Source organism: Mycobacterium sp. G7A2, assembly GCF_041902445.1.
GTDB lineage: Bacteria > Actinomycetota > Actinomycetes > Mycobacteriales > Mycobacteriaceae > Mycobacterium.
In genome coordinates, this window is record NZ_CP169251.1 from 1,106,732 (window position 1) to 1,123,422 (window position 16,691).

Below are 16,691 nucleotides of genomic sequence, written 5' to 3' on the forward strand. Positions count from 1 at the left end.
TCAACGACGGATCGATCGAGAGGCAAGACGATGGCCCATGGGGATCAGACGCTGGTCGTCGGTGCCGTACAGATGGCGCCTGCGTTCCTGGACCGCGCGGCGACGCTGGCAACGGTCGAGGGGTACGTAGACGAGGCTGCCGCGCGAGGGTGCAAACTCGTTGTATTCGGCGAAACTGTCGTACCCGGCTATCCGTTCTGGCTCGGTCGCACCGACGGCGCCAAGTTCAATTCCGACCTGCAACGAGAGATCCATTCGCTCTACTTGCAGGAAGCCGTTCAGATCGAAGCGGGCCATCTCGACGGCGTGCGCGAAGCAGCACGGCGGGGCGGCACCGCGGTCGTACTCGGGGTGGCTGAACGGCCGGCGGATCGCGGAGGTCACAGCATCTACTGCTCGGCGGTGACCGTCAACGCGAACGGTGAGATCGCCTCCGTGCACCGGAAGCTGACCCCCACCTACGAAGAGCGCTTGAGTTGGGCCAACGGCGACGGCAACGGGCTTGTGACGCACCACCTGCCGCCGTTCACCTTTGGCACTCTCAACTGCTGGGAGAACTGGATGCCGTTGTCGCGCACAGCGTTGTACGCCCAAGGCGAGAATCTCCACATCGCGTTGTGGCCCGGTGACGTCTACGACACCGCGGACATCACCAGGTTCATCGCGCTCGAGTCGCGCTCCTACGTGATCTCGGTGTCGGGCGTGCTGCGCCGAGACGGCATACCAGACACCATGCCAGGCGCCGAGATGATGCGTGATGCCAGCGACGAGCAGGTCAGTACCGGTGGAACATGCATCGCTGCGCCGGATGGCAGCTGGGTCATCGACCCCATCGACTCCACGGAGGGTTTGACAGTCGCGACGCTCGACCACGGCGAAGTGCGCCGCGAGCGTCAGAATTTCGACCCTGCCGGCCACTACGGGCGCCCCGACGTCACCCGGTTGGTGGTCGACCGGCGTCGGCAGTCCCTTGCGACGTTCACCGACTGAAATGCGCGCTGAGATCGGGACGCCGGTCTCGTAGCAGAACACTAGGCTGCCTACGCTTGAATCGCACGCCGCGGGCGGCGGTCATAGTCGTGCTCGGCTGGAGAACCATAGAACGGTGGTGTGCGTGCCGGCGGGGACCGGTGGTCCGTTCGATCGACACGGCCTCGACCGACCGCGGTCCCTTGTATGGACCACTTTCACGTAGATCCTTATTCCTTGCCGAAGCGGCATTTCTGTACTAGACAGTACACAGAATGTATTGATCGGTACATTTCGCATCAGGTGCGAAGCCAGCTGCGTGAGAGGTGTCCCGCTGACGCAGTTTTCGAACTGCAGGAGAACGACATGGAAATGAGAACCGATCCACGTCCCGCGCGGCCGTCACGGTTCACCGGGGCGGGTCCGCGGTGACCGTACGCGAACCCAGGTTCTCTGAACTTCGCAGTACGGCTGTGACGGTCCGAGTGGGCATGTGGCTCGGCATCGCCGTTGCGGTGTGCATCGTGACGGGGTTGATCAGTCACTTCATCCAGCATCCGCAGCCGTGGTTCTGGTGGCCGACGCGGCCGGTGTGGCTCTACCGCTTCACTCAGGGTCTTCACGTGATCAGCGGTATCGCGGCGATACCGCTTCTGGTGGTCAAACTCTGGTCGGTCTGGCCGAAACTGTTCGAGCGCCCCCTGATCGGCGGCCCCGCCCGGCAGTTGGAGCGGTTGTCGATCCTCGTTCTCGTCGCTGCACTGATCTTCCAGTTGGTCACCGGGTTGCTCAACATCGCGCAGTGGTACGTGTTCGGGTTCTTCTTCACGACGGCGCATTACGCGATGTCCTATGTGGCTGCGGGTGCAGTGATCGTCCACATTGGCGTGAAGCTCCCGGTGATCAGACGTGCTCTCGGCGAACCGATCGGAGACGTCGCCGACGGTGGGACCGTGGGTCCGTCAAGGAGGACCGTGCTGGTGGGAGCGGGTCTTGCCGTCGGTGTCGCCACCCTGGCCACGGCGGGTCAGACGGTCCCGTGGCTGCGTCGATTCGCGGTCCTGGCTCCCAGGTCAGGAGAAGGGCCGCAAGGTGTTCCGGTCAATCGGTCAGCTGCGGCCGCAGGGGTGCTTCGGACCGCACGCGCCCCCGACTACACGCTCAGTGTCGTGAACGGTGAAAGAGCCCGGCAATTCACGCTTGCCGAACTGCAGGCCATGCCGCAGGCAACTCACCGACTTCCTATTGCGTGCGTAGAAGGTTGGAGTGCCGATGCCGAATGGACTGGCGTCGTTCTCGCCGATCTCGTCGCTGCCGTGGGCGGATCCGAGGACGCCGACGTCCGGATGATCTCGCTGGAACCACCTGGGCCCTACTCTCGGACCGTGTTGCCGGCTCGGCACGCTCGAGACTCGAGAACTCTGATCGCGTTGCAGATCAACGGCGAAGACCTCGACATCGACCATGGCTACCCATGCCGGCTCATCGCTCCGACACGCCCTGGCGTTCTGCAGACGAAGTGGCTCTCTCGGATCGAGGTGGTGGGACGGTGACCGCCTCCAGAATTCTGCTGGTCGTGGCGGGGCTCGCAGCGGCCGCCTACGGTGCCGTGCTGGTTCTTGATCTGCCGGGAAGAACGATTGCGTTGATCGCGGTGTGGGCGGGAGGCGGCGTCATCGTTCACGACTTCGTCTTCGCGCCGCTCAGTGCAGTACTCGGATACACGGGACGCCGGCTGGTCAAAGGGAGCTGGTGGGCACCCATCGCCGTCGCTGCTCTGTGTTCGGCGACCCTGATATTTCTTGCGGTGCCGGTCTTCGACACGCCCGGCGCCAAGCCTGACAACCCGACCGTCCTGGATCGTGATTATCCAATGGGTTTGATGATCTCTTTGCTGATCATCTGGGCCTGCGTGCCGCTCTATCAGGTGGGTGCCGCCCTGATGCAGCGGCGCCGGGCGAACAACTGATAAGGATCTCGGCCAGTGGCGGTTTACCTCACGGCAGCAGCCCGGCACGCCGCGCCTTGGACACCGCTTCATGGCGGGTGTGTGCCCCGAGCTTGGTCGCCGCGCTGCGCAGGTAGCTCTTCACCGTCTCGGATTTCAGCGACAGCCGCTGCGCTGCTTCGGCATTCGTGCATCCGAGGGCGATCTCGGCCAGCACGTCGAGCTCGCGCACGGTCAACACCGCCCCGGTCGGCGCGGTCTCACCGGCCAGTGCAGCGGCGAGTTGGCCGGCCAGGTCGCGGAGCTGTTGCTGCAGAGCGGGCGTGGCGTCGGCGGCGAGGCTGCGCAGCCCGGCATGGACCTCACGGATCTGTTCCACGCCGATCGGATGAGCGCCGGCCGGGGCCCGGGCGTCGGCGAGTCGCAGTCGTCGGTCCACCTCGTCGCGGATGCGCAATTCGTCGCCCAGTGCGCGGGCCGAGGTGATCATCAGGTCGGCGGCACGACCGCTGAACGGCGCCGACGAGCGGTAGGCGCCGTAGAGCATGGCCCGGGTCTGCCCGTCCACCAGCACGGGCACCGCGAGTACCGCGCGGATCCCTTCGGAGAGCACCGGCCGGTCGTAGTCGTGGGTGATGGTGACCGCGCGTCGGTAGTCGGCCACCGACATCGGCCGGGCCGCCACCATGCTGGCTCCACCGAGCCCCGAACTCGACCGCACCGCCAGACCCCGCAGGTTCTGGGTGCGGGTGCCGACGAACTCGCTGAGCAGCAGCGTGTCGCCGTGGACCTCACCGCCGAACAGCACCGGAACGTCGCCCTCGGTGGCCACCGCGCGCAGCGTCGCCCGCAGCGCGTCGGCGTCGCGGGGGCGCAGCAGGGACCGAGGCGTCGGGGTCACGGGGCTCACCCACTTTCGGGGGTAGTGGACCGGCCGGTGTGACCTAGATCCTATTAGCCATGTCGAACACGGACAGATATCGCACCGCGCGCGACCAGCTCGTCGACCTCATCACCGACTACGACAAGGCCGTGGCCACGTTCCAGTGGCCCGAAGTCACCGGGCAGTTCAACTGGGCGACCGACTGGTTCGACGTGATCGCAGGTCAAGACCGCTCCGGCGGCGACATCAGCTACCGCAACCACCGCACCGCGCTGTGGATCGTCGAGCAGGACGGTACCGAGCAGAAGGTGACGTTCGCGCAGATGGCGCGGCGCTCCGATCAGGTCGCGACGTGGCTGCGGGGGTTGGGGGTCGGCAAGGGCGACCGCGTCATCTTGATGCTCGGCAACCAGGTGGAGTTGTGGGAGTCGATGCTGGCGGTGTCGAAGCTGGGCGCGGTGATCCTGCCGACCACGGCCGCGCTCGGCCCCGACGACATCGCCGACCGCCTGGCCCGCGGCGGCGCCCGTTTCGTCATCGCCAACGCGTCGGACATCGGCAAGTTCGATGGCCTCGACGCCGAGTTCACCGGCGTCGCGGTTGGGGGTCCGGCCGCGGGTTGGCGTGCCTACGCCGACGCCGAGGCTGTCGAGTCCGCCGCCCCGTTCGAACCCGGCACCGCGGTCGACGACCCGCTGCTCGTCTACTTCACCTCCGGGACCACCAGCCACCCCAAGCTGGTTCAGCACTCCCAGGTCAGCTATCCCGTCGGGCACCTGTCGACGATGGCGTGGATCGGGGTGCGCCCCGGGGACGTGCACCTGGCCATCAGCTCGCCCGGCTGGGCCAAGCACGCGTGGAGCTGCTTCTTCGCCCCGTGGATCGCCGAGGCCACCATCTTCGTGTACAACTACGCCCGCTTCGATGCCGCAGCCCTGCTCGAGCAGATCCGCCGCGCCGGCGTCAGTACGTTCTGTGCCCCGCCGACCGTGTGGCGGATGCTGATCCAGGCCGAGCTGGGGGAGCGGCCGCCGGAGCTGCGCGAGATCCTCGGCGCCGGTGAACCGCTGAACCCCGATGTCATCGCCCAGGTACAACGCGCGTGGGGGTTGACCATCCGCGACGGCTTCGGCCAGACCGAGACCACCCTGCAGATCGGCAACACGCCAGGTCAGCCGGTCAAGGCCGGTTCCATGGGACGACCGATGCCCGGCGTGCCGGTGGTGCTGATCGATCCGGTGACCGGCGGGGCGGCCGACGAGGGCGAGATCTGCCTGGATCTGTGTGCCAGCCCGCTGAACCTGATGACCGGTTACGTCGACGACGAGCAGCGCAACGGTCACGTCATGCGCGACGGCTACTACCACACCGGCGACGTCGCCAGCCGGGACGAGGACGGCTACATCACCTACATCGGCCGCACCGACGACGTCTTCAAATCGTCGGACTACAAGGTGTCGCCGTTCGAACTGGAAAGCGTGTTGATCGAGCACCCCGCGGTGGTGGAGGCGGCCGTGGTACCCCAACCCGACGACATGCGGCTGTCGGTACCCAAGGCGTATGTGACGCTGGCCGAGGGCTGGGCTCCCGACGCCGACACGGCCCGGGAGATCCTGCTGCACAGCCGCAAGCATCTCGCGCCGTATCTGAAGGTCCGGCGTGTCGAATTCGCCGAACTTCCGAAGACGATCTCGGGCAAGATCCGTCGTGTGGACCTGCGCCGTCGCGAGGAGGAGGCGCACCGCACCGGCACGCCGCTGCCTGCCGAGTACCGCTACGAGGAGCTGCTGTGATGACCTCGACGAAGTCTTACGATGCCGGCCCGACCGACATCCCGATCCTCGAGGAGACGATCGGGGCGAACTTCGAGCGCACCGCCGCCGCGCATCCGCACGTCGACGCCCTCGTCGAGGTCACAACCGGCCGTTGCTGGACGTACTCGGAACTCGACGACGAAATCAACACGCTGGCGCGAGGTTTGATGGCTGCGGGACTGGCGGTGGGGGACCGGATCGGCATCTGGGCGCCCAATTGCGCCGAATGGGTGCTCGTCCAGTTCGCCGCCGCGAAGATCGGGGCGATCCTGGTCAACATCAACCCGGCATACCGGACCCACGAGTTGGCCTATGTTCTCGAGCAGTCGGGTCTGCGAATGCTGGTCTCGGCGACGTCGTTCAAGTCCTCGGACTACGTGGCGATGGTCGGGGAGATCAGGCCCGAGGCCTCGGCGCTGCAGCAGGTGGTCTTCCTGGGTACCGACGACTGGGACCGACTGCGAGAGTCCGCGGCACAAATCAGCGTCGAGCAGTTGGCGGCCCGCCAGGCGGGACTGTCCAACACCGACCCGATCAACATCCAGTACACCTCGGGGACAACGGGTTTCCCGAAGGGGGCGACGCTGTCGCACCGCAACATCCTCAACAACGGCTACTTCGTCACCGGGCAGATCGGCCTCGGACCCGGCGACCGGCTGTGCATCCCTGTGCCGTTCTACCACTGCTTCGGCATGGTGATGGGCAACCTGGGCTGCACGACGCACGGCGCGACGATCGTGATCCCCGCTCCCGGGTTCGATCCGGGGCACACGCTCGCTGCGATCGAATCGCAGAGCTGCACAGCTGTTTACGGTGTCCCGACGATGTTCATCGCGATGCAGAACCATCCCGACTTCGCCGCCCGTGACCTGTCGTCACTGCGCACCGGCATCATGGCCGGCGCGGTGTGCCCGGTCGAGGTGATGAAGCGGTGCATCGAGGACATGCACATGGCCGAGGTGGCGATCGCGTACGGCATGACCGAGACGTCACCGGTGTCCTGCCAGACCCTGATCGACGACGACCTGGAGAGGCGGACCGCATCCATCGGCCGGGCCCACCCCCACGTAGAGATCAAGATCGTCGACCCGGATACCGGCGAGACCGTCGACCGGGGTGAGCCCGGCGAGTTCTGCACCCGCGGGTACTCGGTGATGCTCGGCTACTGGCGCGAAGACGACAAGACGGCCCAGGCCATCGATTCCGACGGGTGGATGCACACCGGGGATCTGGCGGTCATGAGGCCCGACGGCTACTGCAACGTGGTCGGGCGCATCAAAGACATGATCATCCGCGGGGGAGAGAACATCTACCCCCGCGAGATCGAGGAGTTCCTCTACACCCATCCCGACATCGAGGACGCCCAGGTGATCGGGGTGCCCGACGACACCTACGGCGAGGAGGTGTGCGCATGGATACGGATGAAGGCGAACCGTGAGCCGCTGGATGCCGCAGCGCTACGTGCCTTCGCCTCGGGACGGTTGGCGCACTACAAGATTCCGCGCTATGTACACCTGGTCGATGAGTTCCCGATGACGGTCACCGGCAAGATCCGCAAGGTGGACATGCGCGAGGAGAGCGCCCGGTTGTTCGGGTTGTGAGCTCAGCGGTGTTCGTTGAAGAACGCGGCGACGTCGTCGACGAACAGCTCGGGCTGCTCGAACGCGGCGAAGTGCCCGCCGCGCGGCATGGTGGTCCACCGGGTGATGGTGTAGTTGTCCTCGCACCAGTGCCGCGGTGCGCGCAGCACCTCCCTCGGGAACGCGGCCACCCCGGTGGGTAGCGTCACCGGGCCACCGCCGCCGAAGCTGCCGAAGCTCTCCCAGTACAGCCGCGCCGAGGACGCCCCGCAACCGTTCAGCCAGTACAGCATCACGTTGTCGAGCAGCTCGTCTTTGGTGAGCACGTTCTCGGGGTGGCCGTCGCAGTCCATCCACGACCAGAACTTCTCCACGATCCACGCCATCTGCCCGACAGGGGAGTCCACCAGTCCGTAGCCCAGCGTCTGCGGCCGGGTGGATTGCTGCTTCGAATAGCCCGAATCCCACTTTTGGTAGTAGTCAAGCCGCTCGAGGGCGGCCAATTCGTCGGGGCTGGGGTCACGCAGACCCTTGGGCGGCCGACCCAGCGGCATGTTGGTGTGGATGGCCACACAGTGACCACGGTTGCGACCGATCTGGGTGGTCACGGCGGCGCCCCAGTCCCCGCCCTGCGCGCCGTAGCGCTGATAACCCAGCCGTACCATCAGCTCGTCCCACGCCTGCGCGATGCGTTCCACACCCCAACCGGTGTGCGTCGGCTTGCCGGAGAAGCCATATCCGGGCAACGACGGGCACACCACGTGGAACCCGGCGGCGTTCAGCGGCTCGACCACTTTGTGGAACTCGACGACCGATCCGGGCCAGCCGTGGGTGATCAACAACGGGAACGCGTCATGCCGCGGCGCGCGCTGGTGGAGGAAATGGACGGGAAGTCCGTCGATGTCCGTGATGAACTGGTCGAACCGGTTCAGCGCGGCCTCGCGTGAGCGCCAGTCGTACTCATCGGCCCAGTACGTGGCCAGCTCACGGGTGTAGGCCAGCGGGATGCCCTGGCTCCAGTCGTCGACGCACTCCTGATCCGGCCACCGGGTGCGCGCGAGACGCTGTCGCAGGTCGGCGAGGTCGGCATCGGGGATGTCGATGCGAAAGGGCTGGATGTGGGCCATGCCACATCCTGGCATTTGGATAATCGGGAGACGTGTGGCCCCCTGCTGTCCTGGTGATCGCGATGACGACTCTGGCCGCCTGCATCGTGCTGGGCGGAGCTGTCTACGAGGCGCTGGTCGTCGATCCGTTCTGGCCCAAGCGGCCGGGCATCGTGCAGGCCCGCAACGGGGGGATCTCCCGGGTGCGCTTCTGGCGGCCCGCGCACCTCGCGTTCGAAGTGCTGCTCGCGGTGTCGCTGGTGGCCGCCTGGGGCGCCCCCGACGTCCGCGCCGCGCTGCTGGTGGCCGCGGCCGGTCAGGTCGTGCTGCGAATCTTCTCGGCGGTCGACCTCACCCCGAAAGCTGTTCTGTTCGAAACAACCGATCCTGCTGATGTGAACGAATCGGCAGCTACGCGGTGGACAAGACGGAGCTTGCTGCGGCTGCCGCTGCATGTGCTGACCTGCGCAGCAATGCTGAGCGCACTCGCGTTGACGTGACTCCATCTGGGCGACGGCCCTCAAATATGCGGAAATTTTCGGATGTTTCGTCGTTTCGCTACCGTTTTCGCGCCCCATACGTCTAGCCTGGCAAACTGCCACGATTGTTTGGGGGGACATCATGGGTTATTCACGCTATGTCGGTCGGGTGGGTGCCTTGGCCATCGCGCTGGGAATCGGCACGGCCGTCGCGTCGACATCTGGAATCGCCTGCGCTGAAACGGAAACAGGCTCGGCCGCGTCGTCGGTCGAACGGACGACAGCTGGAGCGGACGATTCGGATTATTCTGACGCAGACCTCGACGCCGCCGATGCGCAGTCGGTTGATGGCGACGAGTCAGCTGGTGTCGGTGTCGAGTCCGGCTTCGATGACGACGTTGACAGCGACAGTGACGGTGACTTCGACTCCGATATCGACATTGCCGATGAAGGCGAAGAAGGTTTCGTTGCAGAGGAACTCGTCGGCTTCGACGATCCCGAGGCGGAGCTCGCAGAACCGGTCGAGGATCAGAGCGAACGCTACGCCACTGAGGTCGATCGTGCTTCGAGCGCGCCCGTACAGCACTTCGAAGCAGTTCCGCCAAGTCCGGAACCGGACAGTGAGGGCGTCGCGGATGTCCTCATCGACCTTGGAGACGTCGAGCCGATCAACGCGGATGACCCGATAATCAGTTCGGAAGCAACCGATCCCGGCATTGTCGTAGAGCCGCGCCCCGTGGCGGCGTCTCCGGCGGTGAGCACCGAACAGGCCGAGCTGGCATCAATCGCATCACCGGTGATCTCGCCGTTCGACGCGGTCGACACGGACGTTCCGTCCGAATCTCCACTGCTGTGGGGCTTGTTGGCGTTCGCGCGTCGACAGCTCGGACAGCGCGAACAGCCGGCGCCTGAAGGGACATTCGCGGCCACGTCGACTGCTGTCGACGAGGACAACACCGCTCCCACCGGGTGGGCGTGGGTGGGTTCCCCCGGGTGGTTCACCGGCAAGGTGTCGGGACAGGTGCTCGGCTTCGACCGTGACTTCGACCGCGTGACCTACTCAGGGTCGACGAACACCGCCAAAGGCAGCGTGGTGGTCGATTCCCGCGGTCGCTTCACCTACACCCCGACGGATGCCGCCCGTCACGCGGCGGCGAAGGACGGAGCCGCCGAGGCGGACACGACTGATTCGTTCGTGGTCACCATCGACGACGGCAACGGCGGGGTGACCGGGGTCGAAGTCACGGTCCGGATCCGTGCTGCCAACGACCGTCCCCGCTCGTCGGGCTCGGTAGGGCTGCCCGCGATGGACACCGGCGCGGTGACGGGGACGATCGTCACCCGCGACGCCGACGGGGACGTGCTCAGCTACCGGGTCACCGGCGTCGACAAGGGTGACGTGGTGTTCGGCGACGACGGCAGCTTCGTCTACACCCCGACTCCGCAGGCACGTGAGGACGCGGGTCAGCGGCCGGGATGGTCGTGGGACCGACGGGACACGTTCGCCGTCACCGTCGACGACGGGCACGGCGGCACCGACACCGTGCGGTTCACGGTGCAGATCGCCGCCCTCGACAATGCGGGGCCCGAGCTCGATGACGTCGTCCAGGGCGAGCCGAGCAGCTGGACGGCGACCGTGACCGGCCGTGTGCTCGCCACCGACGCCGACAACGATCGGCTCACCTACGCAGGGTCGACTGAGACCGACAAGGGCCGCGTCGTCGTGTACTCGTCGGGGCGCTTCAGCTACCGCCCGACTGCCGAAGCCCGCCACGCCGCCGCGGTCGAGGGCGCGGGCGCCGAGGCCACCACCGACAGCTTCAACGTGACCGTCACCGACGGATTCGGTGGCGCGTTGATCGTGCCCGTAACGGTGAACATCGCACCGCGCAACAGCGATCCACGCATCACCCGCGTGCGCGCCACCACACCGGATGAGAACAGCGGTGAAGTGACGGTGACGCTCACTGCCCGTGACTTCGACGGTGATGCCCTGACCTTCAGTGCGCCGGCTTCGACCGGCAAAGGCGCGCTGGTCGACCACGGGGACGGAACGTTCACCTACACGCCCACCCTGGCCGCGCGGATGGCCGCCGGCGCCGAGGATGCGCCGAACGCTGCCAAGACCGACGTGTTGACCTTCGCGGTCAGCGACGGACACGGCGGCACGGACAGTGCCAGTGTCACAGTGACCATCGTGCCCGCGGTCGGCAATGCCGCTCCGGTCGATGGCGAGTTCACCGCGTCCCCGCCGAACTCCGACGGCGTCGTCTCCGGTGTGGTGTCCGCCTCGGATCCCAACGGTGACGCGCTGACCTTCAGCGGGACGACGTCGACCGCCAAGGGGTCGGTGGTCGTCGACCCCGATGGTTCGTTCACCTACACCCCGACCGCCGATGCCCGCCACGATGCCGCGGCGTCGGGTGCCTCGAGTGCCGACAAGCAGGACAGCTTTGATGTCACGGTGGTCGACGGCAACGGTGGCACCCTCGTTGTCGCTGTCACCGTCGCCGTGAGCCCTGCTAATGCCGCGCCGACCGCTTCCTATGCTGCCGGACAGCCGAATTCGGCTGACGGCGTGGTCGCCGGATTGGTGTCCGGGTCCGATCCTGACGGCGACACGGTGACCTTCACCGGACCGGTCACCTCCGCCAAGGGGGGCACGGTCGTGCTGAACAGTGCAACGGGCCAGTTCAGCTATACCCCGACTCCGGCGGCGCGCGATGCCGCCGCGATGGCGGGCGCGACCGCGGCCGACAAGACCGACAGCTTTGCCGTCGTCGCGAGCGACGGTCACGGCGGCACCGCCACCGTCACGGTGTCGGTAGCGGTGCTGCCCGCACCGAACAGCGCTCCGAGCAACGGGGACGCCGTCGTCGGACAACCCGGAAACGCAGGCGTGGTGACCGGCACGGTGTCGGCGAGCGACGCCAACGGTGACACCTTGACCTTCGGCGGGTCCACGACGACGACGAAGGGATCGGTGGTGGTCACCGCCGACGGCAGCTTCGTCTACACACCCACCGAGGCGGCGCGGCACGCGGCGTCGGCCTCGGCCGCGTCGCCGTCGGACAAGCAGGACAGCTTCGATGTGACGGTGAGCGACGGCCGCGGCGGAACGCTGGCGGTCCCGGTCACCGTCACCATCGCCCCGAGCAACAGTGCGCCGGCCGCTACCTACACTGCGGGGCAGCCGAACACGGGCAGCGGCGTGGTCGCCGGCATCGTCTCCGGATCCGACCCCGACGGCGACATGCTGTCCTACAGCGCGCCGGCCACGTCCGCCAAGGGCGGAGCCATCACGCTGAACACTGCGACGGGTCAGTTCAGCTACGTTCCGACCCAGGCGGCGCGAGACGCCGCGGCCGCACCGGATGCCACGGCGGCCGACAAGGTCGACACGTTCACCGTCACTGTCGACGACGCCCACGGCGGCGCCACTGCGTTGTCGGTGACCGTCGATGTCGCCCCCGCCTTCACGATCGACGGGACGCAGTTCCCCGGAGCTGCAGCCGGACCGGTTCAGTTCGCTGCGGACGGCACCGGTTACCTGACGCTGTTCAACCAGAGCCCCGATGGGTCGCTGGACATGACCGTGGTGATCATCCCGACGGCGGGGGCGCCGTTCGAGACCGATCCCATCCCGGGCTCCCTTCCCTTCGGCGCACCGATCCTGCGGCCCAGCGGCGATCTGTTCCTCGTCAACCTCGCCGGGCTGGCGGCGGGCACCGCGAAAACGGACATCTCGCTGGTTCGCTCGGATGGGTCGGTGACCACCCAGCAAGTCATGGGAAGCCCTTACACGGCACCGCAGTTCAGCCAGGACGGCACCGCATACCTGACGGTGCTCACCGTCGTCGACCGGGGTGACGGGACGGGTCCGGTACCGAGAATGTCCGTGGTCCGGGTGACCCCCGAGGGGCAATTCTCCACCCATGACACGGGGTTTGGCGCGGCTGCGGCCTACATTCCGCCGGGCTCGTCGCAGGCCTCGCCGAGTATCGTCGTCGGCCCGGACGGCACCGCGTATCAGGCGTTCATGGCGTCCACCGACCCCACGAGTGCGTTCTATCGTCTGGATCAGGTCGGCATCCTGGTGATCCCGCGGAGCGGCGACTCGTTCGTGTCGACTGTGGTGCAGGGCTCGCCGTACGGTGCTGCGGCAGCGCTCGCCGACGGCACCGCCCGGTTGACGGTGAACACCTACGCCGAGGGGGCGGTGATGCTCGTTGTCGAGTCGGATGGAACCAGCCGGGTACTCGCCGTTGATGCTCTGCCGCTCGGCAAGCCGGCCATCGGTCAGCACGTCTCGTACCTGGTCGTCAGCGACGGAACCGTCGCCTCTTTGATCAGGATCGCCGCTGACGGAACGCAGTCCAGCACCGTCCTGGCGGGTGACCCGGTGCGGATTTACGACGTGCTGCAGCCGCAATCCCTCGTGGAGTCCTATGTGGCGGTCGGCCCGGATGACCGCGCGTACGTGCTGTTCGAAGGCGAACTGCGGGTCTACGGTCCGGCGGGAGTGGAGAGGGTGATTCCGGTCGACGGCCCACTCGGTGGGTTGCGGTTCGGCGCGGACGGCACCCCGTTCGGCGTGCTGGTGCACGAAGACTTCGACACGGCCGCGCTGGTCAACCTGTCCACTGGTATGGTCACGGATCCGATTCCGGTGGGCAGCGGGGGAACCGTCGTATTGGTGACCGGACCCGACAACTCGGCGGTCTTCGCTTCTGCCCTCACCGATTACGACACCGGGGCAACTGTCGGATCGGCCGTGGCGCTCATCGGCTCCTCCGTGGTCGACATTCCCCTCGGCGGCGGGCAGGTCAGTTCCGCGGTGTTCGGTCCCGACGGCCGCGCCTATGTGAACGCCGTGACGTACGAGGTCGACACCACCACGGGAACAGTCAACTCTGCGACAACCACCGTGTATGCCGTCAGCGCCGGCGGGGCGGCGGTGGTCTTCACCGGCGACGGCATCGGAAGCACCTCGATTCGTGACGGCAAGCTCTACCTCACGCTGACCGACGTCACGAACGCTCCCGACGTCGTCACCGTCATTCGTGAGCTGGACGTGTTCGGCCCGTCGACGGAGGTGTGACTTCGGCGTGGTTGTCGACGATCAACGACGACAACCACGCCGAAATCGCCAGGCGGCTGTGGTGGGATCAGGGGGTGACTGAGCCACACCCTGATCCGGCCATCACCGCGCGGGCCATCACGATGCGCGGACCGTGGGGTCCGGTCTACGGTCCGATCGACCTGAACGTCGAGTCCGGCGGGGTCACCGTCTTGGTGTGCCCACCCGGATCGGGGCGGACCGCACTGTTGATGACGCTGGCGGGCCGGATGCGCCCGGCATCCGGCGAGCTGACCGTCCTCGGCCGCAACCGGGTCCGCGACATCTTCGCCCATGCGGCGCTCGCGGGTGTCGACGAACTCGACACCGTCGCCGAGTCGGTCACGGTGCGTGACCTGATCACCGAACAGTTGCGCTGGGATGCCCCGTGGTACCGCCTCGTGCGCCGGGCCGACGCTGCCGACCTCGCCGAAGTCTGCGCACCGGTGTTCGGTGACGTGCCGCTGCCACCGCTGACCGAGTACGTCGAGGAGCTCAGCGAACTCGACGGCCTGCTGCTGCGCATCGCGCTGGCCAACACCGGCCGGCCGCCCCTGCTGGTCGTCGGCAACCTCGAACAGGTCACCAGCGACCGCCACCGCGACGTACTCGTCACCCGTCTCGTCGAACTCGGTCGCACCCAGACCGTCGTGACCGCCAGCGTCAACGGCGTCCCCGACCGTCCGGTGCGCCACCTCGAGGTACCCAACGCATCGCGGACCGAGCTGGCCGGCGTGCAGAACGGCGGTGAGTGATCATGTTGGCCGGAATGTCGCTGGGCACCGATCTCAAGCGCTACTCGCGCGGCCTGATGCCCCGCATCGCGCTGATCACGATCATCGTGATGCCGCTGCTCTACGGGGCCATGTACCTGTGGGCGTTCTGGAACCCGTTCGCCGAGGTGAACAAGGTGCCGGTGGCGTTGGTCAACGAAGATCGCGGGGCGCAGGCACAGGGCCAGCCACTGCGGGCCGGCGACCAGGTGGCCCGGGCGCTGCTGGACTCCGGGCAGCTCGACCTCCATGAAATGTCCGCCCAGGACGCGGCGCGAGGAGTGGCCGACGGCGACTACTACTTCTCGATCACGCTGCCACCGGACTTCAGCGAGCGCGTGGCCTCGCCGTCGGGTGGTCAGCCGCAGCAAGCCCAGTTGCGGTTCACGTTCAACGACGCGAACAACTACCTCGCCTCGGTGATCGGGCAGAACGCCGCACGCGAGGTGCTCAATCAGGTCAACGCCCGAATCGGTGAACAGACCGTCGGGACGGTGCTGACCGGCCTGACCGACGCCGGCGAGGGACTCGACCAGGCCGCCGACGGGGCCCGGCAGCTCGCCGACGGACTGGGAACCGCCAACGACGGAGCGCAACGTCTCGCCGACGGTGCGCACGCGCTGTCGACCGGTCTCGACACCGCAAGTGCCGGTTCGGCGCAATTGGCCGCCGGCACCGAACAACTCGCCGCGTCGGTGGATACCGCCACCGGCCCGCTGCTCGAGGTGCTGGATCGGGTCGGCGAACTGAACCTGGACCCCACCGACGTCGCCCTCGCCGCCCAACACCTCTCGGGCGCGGTTCGTTCCACCACCGAGCGCGTCGCCGCGCTGAACGTCAACAGTGCGCAGGCAGCCGCCATCGTCGACCAGGCCGTGGGTTTCCTTCAGGCCAACCCTGATCCGGCCGTCCGCGACGCGGGCCACGCGCTGGCCGGTGCGCAGCGGCTGCTGCGCGCCCAGGGCATCGATCCCACGACCGACGAGGGGCTGACCCGGCTTCGCGACAGCGCCGCCCAGCTCGAACACGAACTCGGCGACCCGAACAGCTCGCTGCGGGTCTTCCTCGCCAAAGCTCTCGACGGGGGGTTGCGCGCGGACGTCGCCCGACTGCACGACGGGGTGGACGAGCTGAACGCCGGTGCCCAGCGGCTCAACGCGGGGCTGGTCCAGTTGGCCGACGGCGGCGACGAACTGGCGGCCGGGGCGAACCGACTCGCCGCCGGCGCCGACCGTCTGCAGGCCGGCGGGCAGGAGCTGGCGACCAAACTGCGAGAGGGCACCACGCTGATCCCGTCGTGGACCCCGCAGCAACGCACCGAGGTCGCCAAGACGATGGCTGCACCGGTCGGTCTGGACATCGTCAACACCAACCCGGCGGCGACCTTCGGCACCGGGTTCGCCCCGTTCTTCATGCCACTGGCGCTGTTCATCGGGGCGTTGATCATCTGGATGTTGTTGACGCCGTTGCAGTCCCGGCCGATCGTCAACGGTCTGGGCGCTCTGCGGGTGGTGTTGGCGTCCTATTGGCCCGGTCTTCTGGTGGCGGTGTGCCAGGTCGCGGTGATGTACGTCGTGGTGCACTTCGGCGTCGGGTTGAACGCCGAATATCCGCTGGCGACCGTGGCTTTCCTGGTTTTGGTGGCCGGCACGTTCCTGGCGATCATCCAGGCGTTCAACGCCCTGTTCGGCGTGGCCGTCGGCCGCGTTGTGACACTGGCCTTCCTGATGTTGCAGCTGGTTTCCGCCGGCGGCATCTATCCGGTCGAGACCACCGCGAAACCATTTCAGATCATGCACCCGTTCGACCCGATGACCTATGCGGTCAACGGGTTACGGCAGTTGACCGTCGGTGGGGTGGATTCCCGGCTGTGGGTCGCGATCGCGGTGCTGGCCGGGCTGATGGTGGCATCTTTGGCCGCCAGCGCCTGGGCGGCCCGGCGCAACCGGCAGTACACGATGGAACGGCTGCACCCGCCCATCGAGGTTTGAACGCTCGCGGGCTGGCAATGATTGTGTGG

12 protein-coding genes are annotated in these 16,691 nt (G+C 67.1%); 9 read left to right on the top strand and 3 right to left on the bottom strand.

Going from position 1 to position 16,691, the window contains the following annotated elements:
- Positions 1 to 72 precede the first annotated feature (72 nt).
- The 3 genes from ACEWX3_RS05400 (at position 73) to ACEWX3_RS05410 (ending at position 2,938) form a co-directional block, all read left to right on the top strand.
- Positions 73 to 990, top strand: a complete 918-nt coding sequence (locus ACEWX3_RS05400; protein ID WP_374159791.1) for a carbon-nitrogen hydrolase family protein — start codon at positions 73 to 75, stop codon at positions 988 to 990.
- Between the two features lie 470 nt (positions 991 to 1,460).
- Complete coding sequence (locus ACEWX3_RS05405) at positions 1,461 to 2,522, top strand: molybdopterin-dependent oxidoreductase (RefSeq protein WP_374159792.1); 1,062 nt, start codon at positions 1,461 to 1,463, stop codon at positions 2,520 to 2,522.
- The gene (locus ACEWX3_RS05410) at positions 2,519 to 2,938 is read left to right on the top strand and encodes a hypothetical protein (protein WP_207065766.1); all 420 of its coding nucleotides are present in this window, start codon (positions 2,519 to 2,521) and stop codon (positions 2,936 to 2,938) included. The genes ACEWX3_RS05405 and ACEWX3_RS05410 overlap by 4 nt, the downstream gene beginning before the upstream one ends.
- Positions 2,939 to 2,966: 28 nt before the next feature.
- Here the strand turns inward: ACEWX3_RS05410 and ACEWX3_RS05415 are convergent, their stop codons facing one another.
- Positions 2,967 to 3,827 carry a response regulator transcription factor gene (locus ACEWX3_RS05415; protein ID WP_374158874.1) on the bottom strand — a complete coding sequence of 287 codons (861 nt, stop codon included), beginning with the start codon at positions 3,825 to 3,827 and terminating at the stop codon, positions 2,967 to 2,969.
- A gap of 50 nt (positions 3,828 to 3,877) precedes the next feature.
- On the opposite strand from ACEWX3_RS05415, the gene ACEWX3_RS05420 reads away from it, so the two are divergent.
- Positions 3,878 to 5,593, top strand: a complete 1,716-nt coding sequence (locus tag ACEWX3_RS05420; protein ID WP_374158875.1) for an AMP-binding protein — start codon at positions 3,878 to 3,880, stop codon at positions 5,591 to 5,593.
- Positions 5,593 to 7,215, top strand: a complete 1,623-nt coding sequence (locus ACEWX3_RS05425; RefSeq protein ID WP_374158876.1) for an AMP-binding protein — start codon at positions 5,593 to 5,595, stop codon at positions 7,213 to 7,215. The genes ACEWX3_RS05420 and ACEWX3_RS05425 overlap by 1 nt, the downstream gene beginning before the upstream one ends.
- Before the next feature lie 2 nt (positions 7,216 to 7,217).
- Here ACEWX3_RS05425 and ACEWX3_RS05430 read toward each other — a convergent pair whose 3' ends face one another.
- Positions 7,218 to 8,321 carry an epoxide hydrolase family protein gene (locus ACEWX3_RS05430; RefSeq protein ID WP_374158877.1) on the bottom strand — a complete coding sequence of 368 codons (1,104 nt, stop codon included), beginning with the start codon at positions 8,319 to 8,321 and terminating at the stop codon, positions 7,218 to 7,220.
- 62 nt (positions 8,322 to 8,383) lie between these two features.
- On the opposite strand from ACEWX3_RS05430, the gene ACEWX3_RS05435 reads away from it, so the two are divergent.
- On the top strand, positions 8,384 to 8,800 hold the full coding sequence (locus ACEWX3_RS05435) for a hypothetical protein (protein ID WP_374158878.1): 417 nt from the start codon (positions 8,384 to 8,386) through the stop codon (positions 8,798 to 8,800).
- Between the two features lie 337 nt (positions 8,801 to 9,137).
- On the opposite strand, the gene ACEWX3_RS05440 is transcribed toward ACEWX3_RS05435, so the two are convergent.
- Positions 9,138 to 9,365, bottom strand: a complete 228-nt coding sequence (locus tag ACEWX3_RS05440; RefSeq protein WP_374158879.1) for a hypothetical protein — start codon at positions 9,363 to 9,365, stop codon at positions 9,138 to 9,140.
- A 168-nt stretch (positions 9,366 to 9,533) separates the two neighbouring features.
- Between ACEWX3_RS05440 and ACEWX3_RS05445 the strand changes: the two genes are divergently transcribed.
- The 3 genes from ACEWX3_RS05445 (at position 9,534) to ACEWX3_RS05455 (ending at position 16,662) form a co-directional block, all read left to right on the top strand.
- Positions 9,534 to 13,880, top strand: coding sequence for an Ig-like domain-containing protein (locus tag ACEWX3_RS05445; protein WP_374158880.1), 4,347 nt, complete (start codon positions 9,534 to 9,536; stop codon positions 13,878 to 13,880).
- Between the two features lie 122 nt (positions 13,881 to 14,002).
- Positions 14,003 to 14,653, top strand: coding sequence for an ATP-binding cassette domain-containing protein (locus ACEWX3_RS05450; protein WP_374159793.1), 651 nt, complete (start codon positions 14,003 to 14,005; stop codon positions 14,651 to 14,653).
- A 2-nt stretch (positions 14,654 to 14,655) separates the two neighbouring features.
- Positions 14,656 to 16,662 carry a YhgE/Pip family protein gene (locus tag ACEWX3_RS05455; protein ID WP_374158881.1) on the top strand — a complete coding sequence of 669 codons (2,007 nt, stop codon included), beginning with the start codon at positions 14,656 to 14,658 and terminating at the stop codon, positions 16,660 to 16,662.
- The last annotated feature ends 29 nt before the right edge of the window (positions 16,663 to 16,691 follow it).